General features: G+C 30.2%; 15 protein-coding genes. 14 read left to right on the forward strand and 1 reads right to left on the reverse strand.

Annotated elements, in window-relative coordinates; all coding sequences use genetic code 11:
• Position 1: 1 nt before the first annotated feature.
• A complete protein-coding gene (locus ILYOP_RS04100) occupies positions 2 to 1,225 on the reverse strand; it encodes a WcaI family glycosyltransferase (RefSeq protein ID WP_013387259.1) in 1,224 nt (407 codons plus the stop codon).
• 289 nt (positions 1,226 to 1,514) lie between these two features.
• On the opposite strand from ILYOP_RS04100, the gene ILYOP_RS04105 reads away from it, so the two are divergent.
• The 14 genes from ILYOP_RS04105 (at position 1,515) to ILYOP_RS04170 (ending at position 15,686) form a co-directional block, all read left to right on the forward strand.
• Positions 1,515 to 2,984, forward strand: coding sequence for an MBOAT family O-acyltransferase (locus ILYOP_RS04105; RefSeq protein ID WP_013387260.1), 1,470 nt, complete (start codon positions 1,515 to 1,517; stop codon positions 2,982 to 2,984).
• A gap of 14 nt (positions 2,985 to 2,998) precedes the next feature.
• The gene (locus tag ILYOP_RS04110; RefSeq protein ID WP_013387261.1) at positions 2,999 to 3,937 is read left to right on the forward strand and encodes an SGNH/GDSL hydrolase family protein; all 939 of its coding nucleotides are present in this window, start codon (positions 2,999 to 3,001) and stop codon (positions 3,935 to 3,937) included.
• Between the two features lie 66 nt (positions 3,938 to 4,003).
• Positions 4,004 to 4,774 carry a glucose-1-phosphate cytidylyltransferase gene (rfbF, locus tag ILYOP_RS04115; protein WP_013387262.1) on the forward strand — a complete coding sequence of 257 codons (771 nt, stop codon included), beginning with the start codon at positions 4,004 to 4,006 and terminating at the stop codon, positions 4,772 to 4,774.
• Between the two features lie 27 nt (positions 4,775 to 4,801).
• Positions 4,802 to 5,884, forward strand: a complete 1,083-nt coding sequence (rfbG, locus tag ILYOP_RS04120; RefSeq protein ID WP_013387263.1) for a CDP-glucose 4,6-dehydratase — start codon at positions 4,802 to 4,804, stop codon at positions 5,882 to 5,884.
• Positions 5,881 to 6,423 carry a dTDP-4-dehydrorhamnose 3,5-epimerase gene (gene rfbC, locus ILYOP_RS04125; protein WP_013387264.1) on the forward strand — a complete coding sequence of 181 codons (543 nt, stop codon included), beginning with the start codon at positions 5,881 to 5,883 and terminating at the stop codon, positions 6,421 to 6,423. The genes rfbG and rfbC (ILYOP_RS04125) overlap by 4 nt, the downstream gene beginning before the upstream one ends.
• Before the next feature lie 19 nt (positions 6,424 to 6,442).
• Complete coding sequence (locus ILYOP_RS04130; protein ID WP_013387265.1) at positions 6,443 to 7,339, forward strand: NAD-dependent epimerase/dehydratase family protein; 897 nt, start codon at positions 6,443 to 6,445, stop codon at positions 7,337 to 7,339.
• A gap of 23 nt (positions 7,340 to 7,362) precedes the next feature.
• Positions 7,363 to 7,911 (forward strand): dTDP-4-dehydrorhamnose 3,5-epimerase, encoded by a 549-nt coding sequence (gene rfbC, locus ILYOP_RS04135; protein WP_013387266.1) that lies wholly within the window; start codon positions 7,363 to 7,365, stop codon positions 7,909 to 7,911.
• Positions 7,912 to 7,982: 71 nt separating this feature from the next.
• Positions 7,983 to 8,927, forward strand: coding sequence for a glycosyltransferase family 2 protein (locus tag ILYOP_RS04140; protein WP_013387267.1), 945 nt, complete (start codon positions 7,983 to 7,985; stop codon positions 8,925 to 8,927).
• A gap of 219 nt (positions 8,928 to 9,146) precedes the next feature.
• Entirely contained in the window at positions 9,147 to 9,851 is a 705-nt protein-coding gene (locus ILYOP_RS04145; RefSeq protein ID WP_013387268.1) for a hypothetical protein, read from the forward strand.
• Positions 9,852 to 9,927: 76 nt separating this feature from the next.
• Positions 9,928 to 10,635 carry a hypothetical protein gene (locus tag ILYOP_RS04150; protein WP_013387269.1) on the forward strand — a complete coding sequence of 236 codons (708 nt, stop codon included), beginning with the start codon at positions 9,928 to 9,930 and terminating at the stop codon, positions 10,633 to 10,635.
• 69 nt (positions 10,636 to 10,704) lie between these two features.
• Positions 10,705 to 11,709, forward strand: coding sequence for a glycosyltransferase family 2 protein (locus tag ILYOP_RS04155; protein ID WP_013387270.1), 1,005 nt, complete (start codon positions 10,705 to 10,707; stop codon positions 11,707 to 11,709).
• 20 nt (positions 11,710 to 11,729) lie between these two features.
• A complete protein-coding gene (locus ILYOP_RS04160) occupies positions 11,730 to 13,022 on the forward strand; it encodes a protoporphyrinogen/coproporphyrinogen oxidase (protein ID WP_013387271.1) in 1,293 nt (430 codons plus the stop codon).
• Positions 13,023 to 13,078: 56 nt separating this feature from the next.
• Positions 13,079 to 14,200 (forward strand): glycosyltransferase family 2 protein, encoded by a 1,122-nt coding sequence (locus tag ILYOP_RS04165; protein WP_013387272.1) that lies wholly within the window; start codon positions 13,079 to 13,081, stop codon positions 14,198 to 14,200.
• A 52-nt stretch (positions 14,201 to 14,252) separates the two neighbouring features.
• Positions 14,253 to 15,686 (forward strand): lipopolysaccharide biosynthesis protein, encoded by a 1,434-nt coding sequence (locus ILYOP_RS04170; protein WP_013387273.1) that lies wholly within the window; start codon positions 14,253 to 14,255, stop codon positions 15,684 to 15,686.
• Positions 15,687 to 15,723: the final 37 nt, after the last annotated feature.

Genomic DNA, 15,723 nt, shown 5'->3' on the forward strand with positions numbered 1-15,723 from the left:
TTTAAGTGAGTAGGTTGCGGATTTTTTTCTCTAAATTATTCATTACATTTTCATATTTATAGTTTTCTATAACATGTTTTCTAGCTTTTCTGCCTTTTTCCTCTCTCAGATTGCAACTTCGGATCTCAATTATCTTTTCTAGACAGCGGTCATAGTTGTTTTCATCTAAGACGTATCCCAAGTCATTGTTGTAAATCTCAAGATAAACTGATGAATTTTTATTGGCCAAACAAAGGAGAGGACGACCTGTGGCTTTTATCCCCATAACTTTTGAAGGCATGAAACTGTCCACCTCATTTTTCTTTTGAGGAAGAATGTGTAGGTCAGCAAGATTTAAAAAATCATTCAGCCTTGATTTGGGCTGGAGAGGAAGTAAAATTGTATTTTTTAAATTTTTTAAAGCACTATGAACATACTCTTTCTTGTTTCCGTCACCTGCAATTACAAATTTAATATCCTGCTCAGAGGGTATTTTTTTTATTGTTTCTATGAGGATATCCCAGTCCTCTTTTTTTCCTATATTCCCAGAATACATAACTACAAACTCATTGTCCTTTATTCCAAGTTCTTTTCTATATGGACTCTTAGGAATGGGATAGAGAAAATCTACATCGGCCCAGTTGGGCAAAAGAAACTGTTTCTCCTTAGAAGCTCCCCTAGTGTCGAACTTCATAATCATTCCCTCGCTTATTGTACTCACCATATCAAACTTGGAAAAAAGTTTTTTTTCGATAAAGTGAAGGGAATTTTTAACACTTTTGATTTTTCCAAGATTTTTCATCATTTCAAGTCCTGCATCGATTTCAAAATCCTGAACATGTACCCAGATTTTTAGCTGCGGAGATTTCTTTTTTAGTTTTATAGCCAAATTAAGCAGGAATATATTTGGAAGAATTACCATAACCATGTCAAATTTTTCTTTATGGCACACAGATAAGGCCTTGCGATAAAAGTCCCAATAGTGAAAAAGCCGATTTGCAGGATTGACCTTCGAAGGAACATACTGCTTAACCCTTGTTATTTCTACATTGTTTACAGTTTCTTCTAGAATTCCATTTTTTTGAGAATAAGACTCTTCTATTTTCCATTCGGGATAATAAGGATATCCAGTAATCACTTTTACTTCAAAATGTTTTGAAAGATACTCACACATCTCAGTTGTATAAAGTCCAGTTGAGGAAATCTCTGGAAAGTAATTTAATCCTATTACACATATTTTTTTCATAGGAGACCTCCTTAAACAATTTGATAAAAAAATAAAATCTATAAAGATTTTACACTTGTTTAATCTAAATGTTAAAAACATCCTCATTACTTATACAGATAAAGCACTATCATAATCTTCTACTAAAGGAGATCTAAAAACCCTTTTTTTTAAAATATCCATAATTAATTTTTATGACTTAAAGACTAGAGACTTTACTATAATTAAAATTTAAAGAGGAAATCATAGGCAATTACGAAAATAAATTATAATCTTTATATAATCAATCAAATTAATCAGAGGTGATTTTATGCTATTTAATTCCCTTGAATTTATGATGTTTTTTATATTGGTGGTCACAGGTTATTTTTTATTACCCTATAGATTTAGATGGGGATTATTGTTAGCTTCTAGTTATTATTTTTACGGAAGTTGGAATTCAAAGTATCTTATTTTGATTATCATATCTACATTAATTGATTATTTTGCAGGAATTATGATGGGAAATGAAGAGAAAAAAGAAAAAAGAAAAAAATACTTATATTTAAGCTTGGCCAGTAATTTGGGGATGCTGTTTGTATTTAAATATTTTAATTTTTTTATCGGGAATGTTAACAGTATTTTCAACTATATAAAACTTGATTTTACAGCACCGGGACTGAGGCTTCTTCTTCCTGTGGGTATTTCATTTTACACATTTCAGACTTTGAGTTATACCTTTGATGTGTATAGGGGTACAAGAGAGGCCGAAAAGCATCTGGGGATATTTGCAACTTATGTTGCTTTTTTCCCGCAACTGGTTGCAGGGCCTATAGAAAGCTCTACAAATTTACTTCCGCAATTTAGGAAAAAAACGGATTTTGATTATATCAGAATGACAGAAGGACTAAAATTAATGGTTTGGGGATTATTCAAAAAAGTAGTCGTTGCAGACAGGACAGCATTAATAGTAGATAGGATTTATAATGATGTAAACAGTTTTGAAGGTCTTACACTACTTATAGCCTCTGTTTTTTTTGGTTTTCAGATATACTGCGATTTTTCAGGTTATTCTGATATTGCTATTGGATCGGCCAAGGTTATGGGCTTTGATCTGATTGAAAACTTCAAAACTCCGTATTACTCAAAATCTATTTCTGAATTCTGGAGAAGATGGCATATATCTTTGGGGAAATGGTTTAAAGATTATCTATATATATCTTTAGGGGGAAACAGAGTATCGAAAGTCAAATTTTATAGAAATCTTATGATTGTATTTTTAGTGAGCGGACTCTGGCACGGTGCTAGCTGGAATTTTGTAATATGGGGTGCTCTTCACGGTATCTACATCGTGGTAGATATTTATACAAAAGCTAATAGAAAACAATTTTATGAAAAAATTAAACTGACTAAATTTCCAACCTTGATGAAATTTATACACGTAGGTTGCACTTTTTCATTGGTTACCTTTTCGTGGATTTTTTTTAGAGCCAATACACTTAAAGACGCTTTATATGTAATAACCCATACTTTTAGCAGCATGGAAAGTTACACTACATTCAACGGAATATATCAGGCTTTAGATGCTTTAAATGCAGGTAAGATAGGCTTTATAATTACTCTTTTATCCATAGGGATTATGGAAATTTTTCACCTTAGATCAAGAAGTAAAAAAATATCTGATGTATTGAAGAAAAGGCCACTTTACTTAAGATGGGGTGTTTATTATTCTTTGATGCTTTGGATAATTATGTTTGGAGTATTTGAAGGTGCCAGCGAGTTTATATATTTTCAGTTTTAGGGGAGGTGATTTAATTGAAAATCAATGTCAAGGAGAGCATTATATTTACAGGTATATTTATTTTTATAATATACTCGATATCTATGTTTATGAATTCAAAAATTTCACCTTTTGGCTATAACGAAAAGAGATATCCAAAGATTCAAGAGGCAACTAAACAGTCAGATCTTCTTATTTTGGGTAGCTCTCAAGCTTATAGTGGTTTTAATCCAAGAATTTTTGATACAAATCTTGGTATTCACACATACAACTTAGGTACTCCTGCAGAGGTTCCTGTGATAACTTATTATAGATTTGAAGAGGCAATGAAAAAATCCAATCCCAAAGTAGTAATAGTGGATATTTATTTCAGAATTCTACGGTATGATGTGAATTTTCAGTATATTCCCCAGTGGATAAAAAGTGTTTCTAGGGAAACAAAGGAAAAAATGCTTAAGGAACTTCCTTTAAAGGACAGATTAAAGGTGATTTTTAATATAACAGGCATGGATAAAAACATGAGTGAATATATTAGAAATTTTGCTAAAGAAAGAGCAGCCGGTCACAAAGGCTTTGTATCGGTAAAGACAAAAGCAAGTCTAGAAAGTCTAGAGGAAGAAAACAGATTTGCAAATTACACCTTTGAAACCAATCACTATGTAATGAAAAATATAGAGTATTTGGATAAAATAATCGACAGCAGCAAAAAAAAGGGAATAAAGGTAATCTTTGTTACAACGCCTCTTCCAAAAAGTTCTGTGGAAAAAATAGAGAATTACATTGAAATTCATAATTTTATAGAGGACCATTTGAGAAAAAAAGGAGTAGATTATTATGATTTCAATGTTTTAAAAAATCCTGTTTTTGTTGATACAGAAGATTTTGAAGACGGCAATCATCTAAATTATTACGGAGCTGCCAAAATAAGTGAATATATGTCTAAGGAAATATTAAAAAAGGAAATGTTTGAATAAATTGTTATTTTAACTGTAAGAATAAAACGAAATACTGATTTATATAACTATTGTGAGGTGAAAACTATGAAAGCGGTTATCCTAGCTGGTGGATTTGGAACAAGGCTTAGTGAGGCGACTCATCTGATACCAAAACCTATGGTTGAGGTAGGTGGAAAGCCGGTATTGTGGCATATAATGAAAACTTATTCTCACTATGGGATAAATGAGTTTGTAATATGCCTTGGATATAAGGGGTATATAATTAAAGAGTGGTTTGCAAATTATTTTTTGCACAGTAGTGATGTGATGATAGATCTGTGGGACAACAGTATAGAGATTTTAGACAATCACTCAGACCACTGGAAGGTGACCCTTGTGGATACGGGACTTCACACAATGACTGCAGGAAGGGTAAAGAGGATACAAAAGTATATAGGGGAAGAAACTTTTTTGCTTACATACGGAGACGGTGTAGGAGATATAGATATTCATAAATCTCTAGAACATCACAAGAAAACCAAAAGGGCTCTGACTGTCACTGCCTACAAGCCACAAGGTAAGTTTGGGTCTCTTGAACTTGATAATGAGGGGAATGTCCTTTCGTTTACTGAAAAGCCCAAAGGTGACGGCATGTGGATAAATGCAGGATATTTTGTCTGTGAACCTACTATCTTTGACTATCTTGGGGGAGATGACATGATGTTAGAAAAAGAACCCCTTGAAAAATTGGCAAAAGAAAATTTGATGACTTCATATGTGCATGATGGATTCTGGAAACCTATGGATACCTTAAAGGATAATAATGACTTGAATGAATTGTGGAATTCAGGAAAGGCTCCTTGGAAGGTATGGTGATTTTTATATTATTGTAACGGAGGTACTATGGAACTATACAATGATGTGTATAGGGGAAAAACGGTTCTTGTAACTGGTCATACAGGATTTAAAGGATCATGGCTTTCCATATGGCTAAGAGAGATGGGAGCCACAGTAATCGGATATGCCTTAGACCCCTATACAGATAGGGACAATTTTGTGTTAAGTCATTTAGATGAAAAAATTATAGATATCAGAGGAGACATAAGAGACGGTGAAAAACTTGCCTCTGTATTTAAAAAATATAAACCTGAAATAGTGTTTCACCTGGCAGCACAGCCTATAGTAAGGCTTTCCTATGAAATACCTGTGGAAACATATGAGGTAAATGTAATGGGAACTATAAAACTCTTGGAATGTATAAGAAATACAGATGAAACAAAGGTTGGGGTAATGATAACCACAGATAAATGCTATGAGAATAAAGAGCAAATTTGGGGATATAGAGAAAGTGATTCTTTTGGAGGTTATGATCCATATTCCTCATCAAAAGGGGCCTGTGAAATTGCTATTAATTCCTGGAGAAGATCTTTTTTTAATCCATGTGATTATAAAAATCACGGGAAGGCAATTTCTAGTGTAAGAGCGGGAAATGTCATAGGAGGGGGAGACTGGACCAAAGACAGAATCATACCTGACTGCATAAAAGCTATAGAGAATAATCAGGCTATAGAGATTCGAAATCCAAAATCAATCAGACCATGGGAGCATGTCTTAGAGCCTTTGAGTGGCTATCTATTACTCGGGCAGAAAATGTGGGAGAATCCGACTGCTTACTCTGAAGGATGGAACTTCGGACCTGATCCAGATTCTATAGTGGATGTAATGAATGTAGCAGAAAAACTAATAAAAATATACGGAAAGGGAAGTATAGAGGATGTTTCTTCTGAAAATGATCTCCATGAGGCTAAACTTTTATTATTAGATATTACAAAGGCCAGACTGAGACTTGGTTGGAGTCCGACTCTTGATTTTTATGAATCCCTTGAAATGACTGTAGAGTGGTATAGAAATTATCAAAATGAAAATATATATAGCCTTTGTGTGAAACAGATAGAAACCTTTATAACAAAGGGGAGGTTAAAATGAAATTTACCGAAACAGAGATAAAAGGTCTTTTCATAATAGAAGACTTCCATGTGGAAGATGAAAGAGGAAGTTTTACAAAAACATACAACAGAAGTCTTTTTAAAAATAATAAACTCAAGGGGAAATTTAAAGAAAGCTTTTATTCTGTATCTAAAAGAGATGTAATAAGAGGAATGCACTTTCAGCTTCCCCCACACGATCAGGATAAAATGGTGTATGTTACCAGAGGTAAAATTATAGATGTAATTTTAGATCTTAGAAAAAAATCTAAGACATATGGACAAGTGTTTTCAATAGAGCTTTCAGAAGAGAAAAGAAATTCATTATATATACCCAAGGGGTGTGCTCATGGTTTTAAATCTTTAGAGGATGATTCAACTGTTGTCTATGATGTAACGACAGTTCACAGTCCAGAAAGTGATTCAGGAATAAGATGGGACAGTTTTGGATATGATTGGAAGACAAATATTCCTTTAATGTCTGAGAAAGATAAAAATCTTATGGAATTTAGTGAATTTAAAAAGAAAAATCCATTTTAATACATAGGAGGCTGCTTAGATGAAAAAAGCTATTATAACAGGGGGAACAGGTTTTGTAGGCTCCAATCTTTCAAGAGAGTTATTGAGGCAAGGGTGGGAGGTTTCTATAATTGCACAAAAAAAATTTGGCTATAAAAATATTGAAGATATAAGAGATAAAGTTAATATTTTTGAATACGAAGGAGATATAGATCAACTTATAAATTTTTTTCAAAACACCAACGCCAATGTAGTTTTTCACCTTGCATCTGTATTTATCTCAGAACACAAATCAGAAGAGGTCGATCTTCTCATTGACAGTAACTTGAAATTTGGAGCACAGATTTTAGAAGCTATGAAAAAATCAAAAACAAAGCTTATTATAAATACAGGAACCTCTTGGCAGCACTATCACAGTGATGCTTATAATCCTGTGTGTCTTTATGCCGCCACAAAGGAAGCTTTTGAAAAGTTAATAGAATATTATATAGCAGGAGAAGGAATAAGAGGAATTACTTTAAAATTATTTGATACCTATAGTGAGACGGACACCAGACCAAAGCTTATCAACCTTCTTCACAAATTCTCACTTGAGAAAACTCAACTGGATATGAGCCCTGGAGATCAAGTAATTGACTTAGTTCATGTTGATGATGTGGTAAATGCCTTTATAAAAGCATACGAATATATATCTGAAAATAAAGAAATTCAATATGAAAAATACGCAGTAAGTTCAGGGAGAGAGGTAAAGCTTAAAGAACTGATAGAGCTTTATGAAAAGGTTTCGGGAGAAAAAATACTTGTGAAATGGGGAGGGCGTACATACAGAAAAAGAGAGGTTATGAAGCTATGGAGAAATTTTAAAACACTTCCTGGATGGACCTGTAACATATCCCTTGAAGAAGGCCTTAAAAGAGTCTCACATCCAAATAAATAAAATAGAAATTAAAGGTGATGAATATGGAAAAATTTGTTTTAGAGAAAGAATTAGCTAAAGATTTGAAATTGATTAAAATGACCTCTTTTAAAGATATGAGAGGGGAGTATATCAAAAGTTATAGCTATAGAGACCTTTCTTCTTTGGGGATAGACACTAAATTTTTGGAGGATAACTATCTTATATCAAAAAAAGGCAGTATAAGAGGCTTACATTATCAAAGAGATAACCCTGAAGCCAAATTGATACGTTGTCTCGAAGGAAGTATAATGGATATCGTTGTAGATCTACGGAAGGATTCTGATACTTATAAAAAGGTGTTTAAGATAAGGCTTTCTCGAGGGGATGATTTGCTTTTTTCAATTCCAGACGGATTTGCTCATGGATTTATAAGTTTGACTGATTCTACTGTACTGTACAAAAGTTCTAACTATTATTATCCAAAGGATCAGTATGGAGTTTCTATTTTTTCTTCAGAAATTGGTCTAGATAAGATATTAGAAGAAGAAAATATAGAAAATGTAATAGTAACTGAAAAAGATAAGTCACATGCAAAAATTAGAGATATATAGGGTAGATAAAAAGTATATGTTAAATTGGGGAACAAATATTTTTATTGTTTTTCTTTAAGGCGGGGATGATTATGGAAAGTGAAAGTTTAATAAGTGTAATAATACCTTTTTATAATATAGGAGATTACATAAAAAAGACTGTGCAAAGCCTGGAATCTCAAACTTATAAAAAATTTGAAGTCATATTTGTGAATGATGGTTCTACAGACAGGAGTTTAAAAATTTTGAAAGCAGAACTAAAAGAAGTAACTTTTGATTATAAGATTATAATTTTACCGGAAAACAAAGGTTTAAGTAATGCCCGAAATAGAGGGGTATCATCTTCAAAAGGGGAATATATATATTTTCTAGATGCTGACGATTATTTGGAAAATAATGCATTTGAAAAAGTCATGGAAATGTTTAAAGCTCATAATACAGACGCTGTATTCTTCCAATTTAAGCGTGTCGACGAGAATGGAAATGTGTTGAAGAATTATAATGAATCATTTAAAGATGTAAATAAAATTGAATCGAGTAGAGATATTTTATTTAAATATATAAATCTAGAAATTTTTATATGTTCATGTAGCATAGTTTATAGAAAAAAGACTATAAATAACTTATTTTTTAATGAAATTAGTTATATAGAGGATCAGGATTTTAACATAAGAGCTCTTATTAATTCCAATAAAGTGGGGTATATAAATTCTCAAATTTTTAATTATTGTCAAAGAGAAGGGTCCTTGATGAACAGAAAGTTTAATTTGAATATATTGGATAAAATAAAACTTTTTGATATTTTTTATCAAGAGTATGAGGTAAAAGATAAAGAGTTGAGTGAACTTTTTTTAAAAAGAAGAGCTAAAGAAGTGTTATGGATAACCCGAGCTTATATAAAAGAAGAAAAAAAAATAAAAGCAGGAGAGATAAAAAAATATATAGAAAAAAATTTTCCTTCTTTATATGTAAGGATAGTCCAAACTTCTAAAATAAACAGAAAAAATTTAATTCGTTTTAAGAGAAGCGCTATGTGATTATTAAAATAAAAAAAATTCCGATTAAATTTTAAATACCTTAGAAGCATCATTTATCTAATTAAATTTTTAAAACAAGAAAAAAATAATATTTACACTTACTACTACTACTTTTTCAAATAAATTAAGAAGAATAATTATGAGAATAAATGAGAAATTAATTTTTTAAGAACTGTTGAAAATAATTTTTATAAGTTAATGTAAGGAGGTGGAAATACGATGGAGAAGTTTTCATTATCAGTTTCTGTATATTCAAAAAAAATTAAAATAATCCATTATCTTTTTTTATTGTTATTTTTTATGAATTTATTATCTATATTTTTCAAATATATTTTGGGGCATCCTCATGTGTATGGTTTCGTTCCTCTGTTTGATTTTGATTCTGAAAATAATATACCGACTTATTTTTCATCTATTATTTTATTGATCTCTGCAGTCCTTTTAAAAATAATTGCAATTTTCAAGAAGAGTATAAGTGATGATTTTCATTTAAACTGGTCCGTATTATCTTTTATATTTTTGTGGATGTCTGTGGATGAGTTATCAAAAATCCACGAGCTCTTATCTGGACCGATAAAGAATTTGTTTGATTTACCTAGGATATTCAATTATGCCTGGGTTATTTTGGGTACTTTATTTATTCTGATTTTATTTATATTTTATTATAAATTTTTATTGAATTTGCCAAAAAAAACTATGTTTTATTTTGTAGTAGCTGGATTAGTCTTTGTGACTGGAGCCATAGGAGTAGAAACCATAAGTGGCTACTATAGATATGTTTCAGTTGAAAAAGACTTTGTATATATAATTATGATAACAATTGAAGAATCTTTTGAAATGCTCGGTGTTATAATTTTCATAAATGGACTATTTCAATATGCCGAAGATAATATTTCAAGAATCAAGTTGAAATTTGAACCGTGATTTTCATATAAATTAATAATAAAAAATATCAGATAGTGTGCCTCTATACTATCTAAAAATATTGAGGTGATCTATTATGGAAAAAAAATCATTTTCAATTTTAATTTCTTTTAAAAAAGTTTTTAAAATAATTATATGTATGTTTTTAATCTTACTTTTTTTTAATATAATTACAGGTTATTTTAAATTTATACTAGGACATCCTTATGTGTATGGAATGGTTCGATTATTTGATTTTGATTCTGAAAGCAATATACCTACATATTTTTCTTCATTTATTTTACTGTTTTCTGCTGTACTTCTTCAAATAATAGCTCTATTTGAAAAAAATAAAGGAAATATATTTTCTTACAAATGGTCCTTTCTCTCGCTTGTTTTTTTATTTTTATCCATTGATGAAGCTTCGAGTACTCATGAATTATTTATACTTCCATTGAGGGAAAAATTCAATTTATCTGGTATATTTTATTATTCCTGGATTATATTGGGAATTATATTTGTTTTATTATTGCTTATATTTTATTATCGGTTTTTATTTGAACTGCCAAAAGAGACTCGAAATAAGTTTGTTATTGCTGGAATAGTATATCTAACGGGAGCGATAGCTTTTGAGATGATAGGAGGGTACTATATTGACTTAAATCCGGGAAAAACTCTTATATACGCCTTGATTACATCATTTGAAGAATCCCTGGAAATGTTAGGAGTAATTATTTTTATTAATTCGCTACTACACTATATTGAGAAAAAAAAATTTGAAATTAATTTAAGTTTTAGACGTTGATGTTATTTTAGCTGGTTTGTTTTATCTCATATAACTATAAAACAAATATTGTGAATGGTAGGGGATATAATGAAGAAAGACAGAATGATAAGTATAATAATCCCTTTCTATAATGTGGGTAATTATGTGAAAGAAACAATTAAAAGTCTTGAATCACAGATTTATAGGGAGTTTGAGGTTATATTTGTAAATGATGCATCTACAGACAAAAGTTTAGAAATTGTGAAAAATAATCTGAAAAATGTAACATTTGACTATAAAATAATAGACATGCAAAAAAATACAGGTCCCAGTGCTGCTAGAAACAAGGGACTTTCAGAGGCAAAAGGAAAATATATATTTTTTTTAGATTCAGATGATATTTTATCAAAAGACATGATGGAAAAAGTTATGTGCAAATTTTTATATGATGATCCAGATCTTGTTTTTTTTAAATTTAAAAGAATAGATGAAAATGGAAGAATAATTCAAAATTATAATGAAATATTTGATGATGTTGAAAAAATAAAAAAATCCAGAGATATTATAAAAAAGTACATAGACCTAGGGATATTTCTATTTACAGGGAACGTAGTTTATAAAAAAGAGTTATTGAAAGATATTTATTTCAATGAAAATAATATTTATTGTTATTATGTAGAGGATCAGGAATTTATCATAAGAGTATTGCTAAAATCAACTAAAGTAGGATATATAAATCTTGATTTGATCGGGTATGTCCAAAGAGAAGGCTCGATAATGAATAGTCAATTCAATTTGAAAAGATTTAATAAAGTAAGGGTTTTCAACGATTTTTATGAGCAATATAGTGAAATAGATATTGAACTTGGTAGATTATTTCTTAAAAGACGTAATAAAGAGATTTTGTGGATTACAAGGTCCTATATAAAAAGTGTATCAGATCAAAAAAATATACATATTAGTAGATCTATAAAGGAAAATATTTTAACCATAGAGACAAGATCTTATTTGAAATGGAAATATCTAAGAGAAATGGAAGCAAAACATAAAATTCAGATTTTTCTCTTGAAATATTTTCCTTACTTATACGTAAGAATTTCAAAAATAATTTAAGGGGACGAGGGAGGACATAGATGAATTACAACATAGTAATTTTAGGAGCAGGAATATCAGGAATTTCAACGGCTTATCATTTAAAAGAGGAGGGTATAAATTCAGTAATCTTTGAAAAAAATTCTTCTTGGGGAGGGATGTTAGATAATTTTGAGATTGACGGATTTAGATTTGATAGGTTTGTACATCTTTCTTTTGCTGTAGATGAGCATGTAAAGGAAATATTTTCAAAATCTACAGATTTTTACACTCATGTACCTGATCCATTTAATTACTATAAGGGATATTGGGTAAAGCATCCAGCTCAGAACAACCTTTATCCACTGCCGGAAAAAGAAAAAACAGCTATACTAGAAGATTTTAAAAAAAGAGAAAATAAAGATGTATCTGAAATAAAAAATTATGAGGAGTGGCTTAGAGTTCAGTTCGGAGATTATTTTGCTGAAAATTTTCCAATGGCATATACGAGAAAATACTGGACGGTAGATGCGAAAAAGTTAGAAACAAAGTGGGTTGGTAAAAGGATCTACCTTCCTTCTGTAAAGGAGATTGAAGAAGGGTGTAAAACAAATGAAACCCCAGTAACTTATTATGCTAAAGAGATGAGATATCCTAAAACAGGAGGATATAAATCATTTTTAACTTCTATGGTTGAGGGGATAGACATTAGACAAAAGAAAGAAGTAATAAAAATAAACTTAGGTAAACATAAAATATATTTTTCAGACGGTACTCAATGCAAGTATAAAAAACTGGTATCGAGTCTACCATTACCTGAAATATGTAAAATTATAGAAGATATACCAGAAAAAGTAGTTTCAGCTTCTAAGGAACTTCTGTGCACTTCTGGATATCTTGTGTCTTTGGGATTTAATAAACCCGATATACCTAAAAATCTTTGGTTTTATATCTACGATGAAGATATACTCAGCGCCAGAGTGTATTCACCTAGCCTAAAATCACCTGAAAATGCTCCTGAAGGATGCAGTTCTATTCAAGCTGAAATTTATTTTTCAAATGAAAAGAAGTTTAACCTTTCAGAAGATGAGATTCTAGATAATATGGTAAAAAAACTTATAGAGATGAAAGTTTTTAAAGAGGAGGATTTGATTTTAAAGGATATAAGAAGAGAAGAGTATGCAAATGTTGTTTTTAAACACAACATTTATGAAAACAGAAAAATTGTTCTAGATTTTCTAAAAGAAGCAAATATAAAGCCTATAGGAAGATTTGGGGAATGGAAATATTTGTGGAGTGACCAGAGTCTTATAAGTGGTCAGATGGCTGCAGAAAAAATCATAAAAGAGTTATAAATTTTAATATAACTTGTATCAACAGGAATTTATTTCATTATTTAGGAGTGGTTTTTATGAATATTGAAAAAAATGACATATTCAAATATAAAAATAACTTTAAGAAATACAGCCATGTAAAATCCTGGTTGAATTTTGGAGATCCCAATTATAAAAGTAAACCGCATCTGACAATTGCTATACCTACATATAAAAGGCCTGAAATGTTAAAAGAAGCCATTGACAGTGCTCTTAATCAAAAAGATTTTGACGATTATGAAATCATTGTTGTAGACAATGATTCAGAGTGTATTTCTAAAATAAGTAAAACAGAGGAATTGATTAAAAGCTATAATAATCCAAAGATATTATATTATAAAAATGATGAAAATCTTGGTATTTACGGGAACTGGAACAGATGCATTGAACTTGCGAGAGGTAAGTGGTATACAATGCTTCATGATGATGATCTTTTGCTAGAAGACTTCTTAAAGGAAGTATTTAAGCTAATAAAAAATACTCCTGAAATATCATGTGTTAAAGCTAGACATTATATTTATGATCAGAGAATAGATGCAAAGAAAAAAAAGTTTAAGGAAAAACTCAAAAATTTACGGGGTAAGGTACAAAGATACAATGAGCTTGATTTTTTAATATCAAATCCAATAGGTGGACCTGTGGGAATTGTAATGGAAAGAGAGAAAGCTGTGGCTATAGGGGGGTTCAACGAAGAGTATTATCCCTCTAGTGACTATGTATTTTTTACAAATTATTGTACAAAATATAATATTTATTATTATAATAAAGTTTTGTGTTTTTATAGAATATCAAAAAATGAAAGTTTGAACAACGGTACCATGATAAAGGCTACAAGGGTTCATTACGATGTTATTAATATCTTGAGAGGAAAAAATAACTTCAGAAATTTTTTCTTTAAAGAATATTCACTTTATTTTTCTTTAAGGGCTTTGAAAGAGATAAAGTCGCTTTGGAGGGTAGAGGTTAAAAAAGAAGAGATGCAATTTTTAGGGGATAATCCAAGATTAAATCCTCTAGTATACTACTTCTATTTCATATTTAAAGGGTTATGGATTTTAAAAAGATCTATTCCACTCAGACCTTTTAAGAAAAAAAGAACATTTAAAAATATTATTTCCCGGGTGAAGAATCTGAAATTTTCTTTATTAAAGTTGAAATAAAATCTAAAATCGCATACATAGTTAGAAATACTAATTAAAGAGTAGGTGCCTTATGTCTCTAAAAGCTGAACTTAAATCAGGACTTATAATAAACTTTATAGCAAGATATTCTGGAGTTTTAATACAGATAGTTATTCTAGGTATCTTATCAAGGTTACTGACCCCAAAAGAATTTGGATTTGTTGCTGTTATCATGGTATTTCTCACTTTTTTTGAAATGATAAGCAGCATGGGAATCGGACCTGCAGTGATACAGGAAAAGACTCTTTCAGAAGAGGATAACTCTACAATATTTAATTTAACTATTATTTTAGGGTTATTATTTGGAATTTCATTTTATTTTTTTTCATTTGTAATAGCTGAATTTTATCAAAATAATGAGTATATAAGCGTTGGAAAATATTTATCGTTAATTGTCTTTTTAAGTTCACTTAATATTGTCCCGCTATCTTTGCTAAAAAAATCAAAAGAGTTTAAAAAAATAGCTATGATAGGAGTTAGCGGTAATCTTATATCAGGGTCTATAGCGGTTTATTTAGCATTCGGTGGGATGGGGTATTTTGTGTTGATCTTGAGACCGATTATAGGCTCTATATACGTTTTTATACTTACTTATAGGATATCTAGACTTAGATTTAGATTTATTTTTAATTTGGAAACATTGAAAAAAATAGCACAATTCTCAATTTTTCAGTCACTGGCGGATATTTTATATTATTTCACAAAAAATCTGGACAATATATTGATCAGTAAAATAATCGGTATAGAGGCATTGGGATTTTATGATAAGGCTTATAAACTGATGGTTTATGCAGTACAAAATCTGACTAGTGTCATGAATCCTGTACTTTTGCCGGTTTTTTCAAGTTATAAAGATGATAGTGATCTGATTTATAATTCCTATTCCAAACTCAGTAAAATATTGACATTGTTTGGCTTGCCGCTGTCAGTATATCTTTATTTTACTGGTGAAGAAATAATCTATATTATTTTTGGAAACCAGTGGGGGCAGAGTGTTCCAATATTTAAAATACTTGCTTTAAGCGTCTGGATGCAATTAATATTAATAAGTTGTGGATCAATATTTCAAGTATCAGGAAGATCCGATCTATTATTCGTAAACGGGATTGTTTCTTCTGTTATCTTAGTCTGTGGAATCTCTTATGGCCTAATCAAGAAAGATCTTATTTTAGTAGCTGTGGGTGTTTTAGTAGCTTTTTTTATAACTATTATTTTTAGCTATTGGATGATGTTTAATAAAATTTTCAAAAAGAATTTTTCAATATTTTTTAAAGAGTTAATAACTCCATTTTTAATTTCTGTTATTGTTTTTATTTGTTTGTATTTAACAACTAGATTCTTACATATAAAAAATCATTATGAAACGTTAATTATAAAAAGTTTTTCAACTTTGATTGGGTTTTTATGTGGAATTTATATAACCAAAGAATACAAACTTCTAATAAAGGTTTTGTTTAAAAAATAGTTAACCGGGGGAGATTTAACTCTAAAATTAAGGGGTG

It is taken from the genome of Ilyobacter polytropus DSM 2926, assembly GCF_000165505.1.
In the GTDB taxonomy this organism is placed as follows: domain Bacteria; phylum Fusobacteriota; class Fusobacteriia; order Fusobacteriales; family Fusobacteriaceae; genus Ilyobacter; species Ilyobacter polytropus.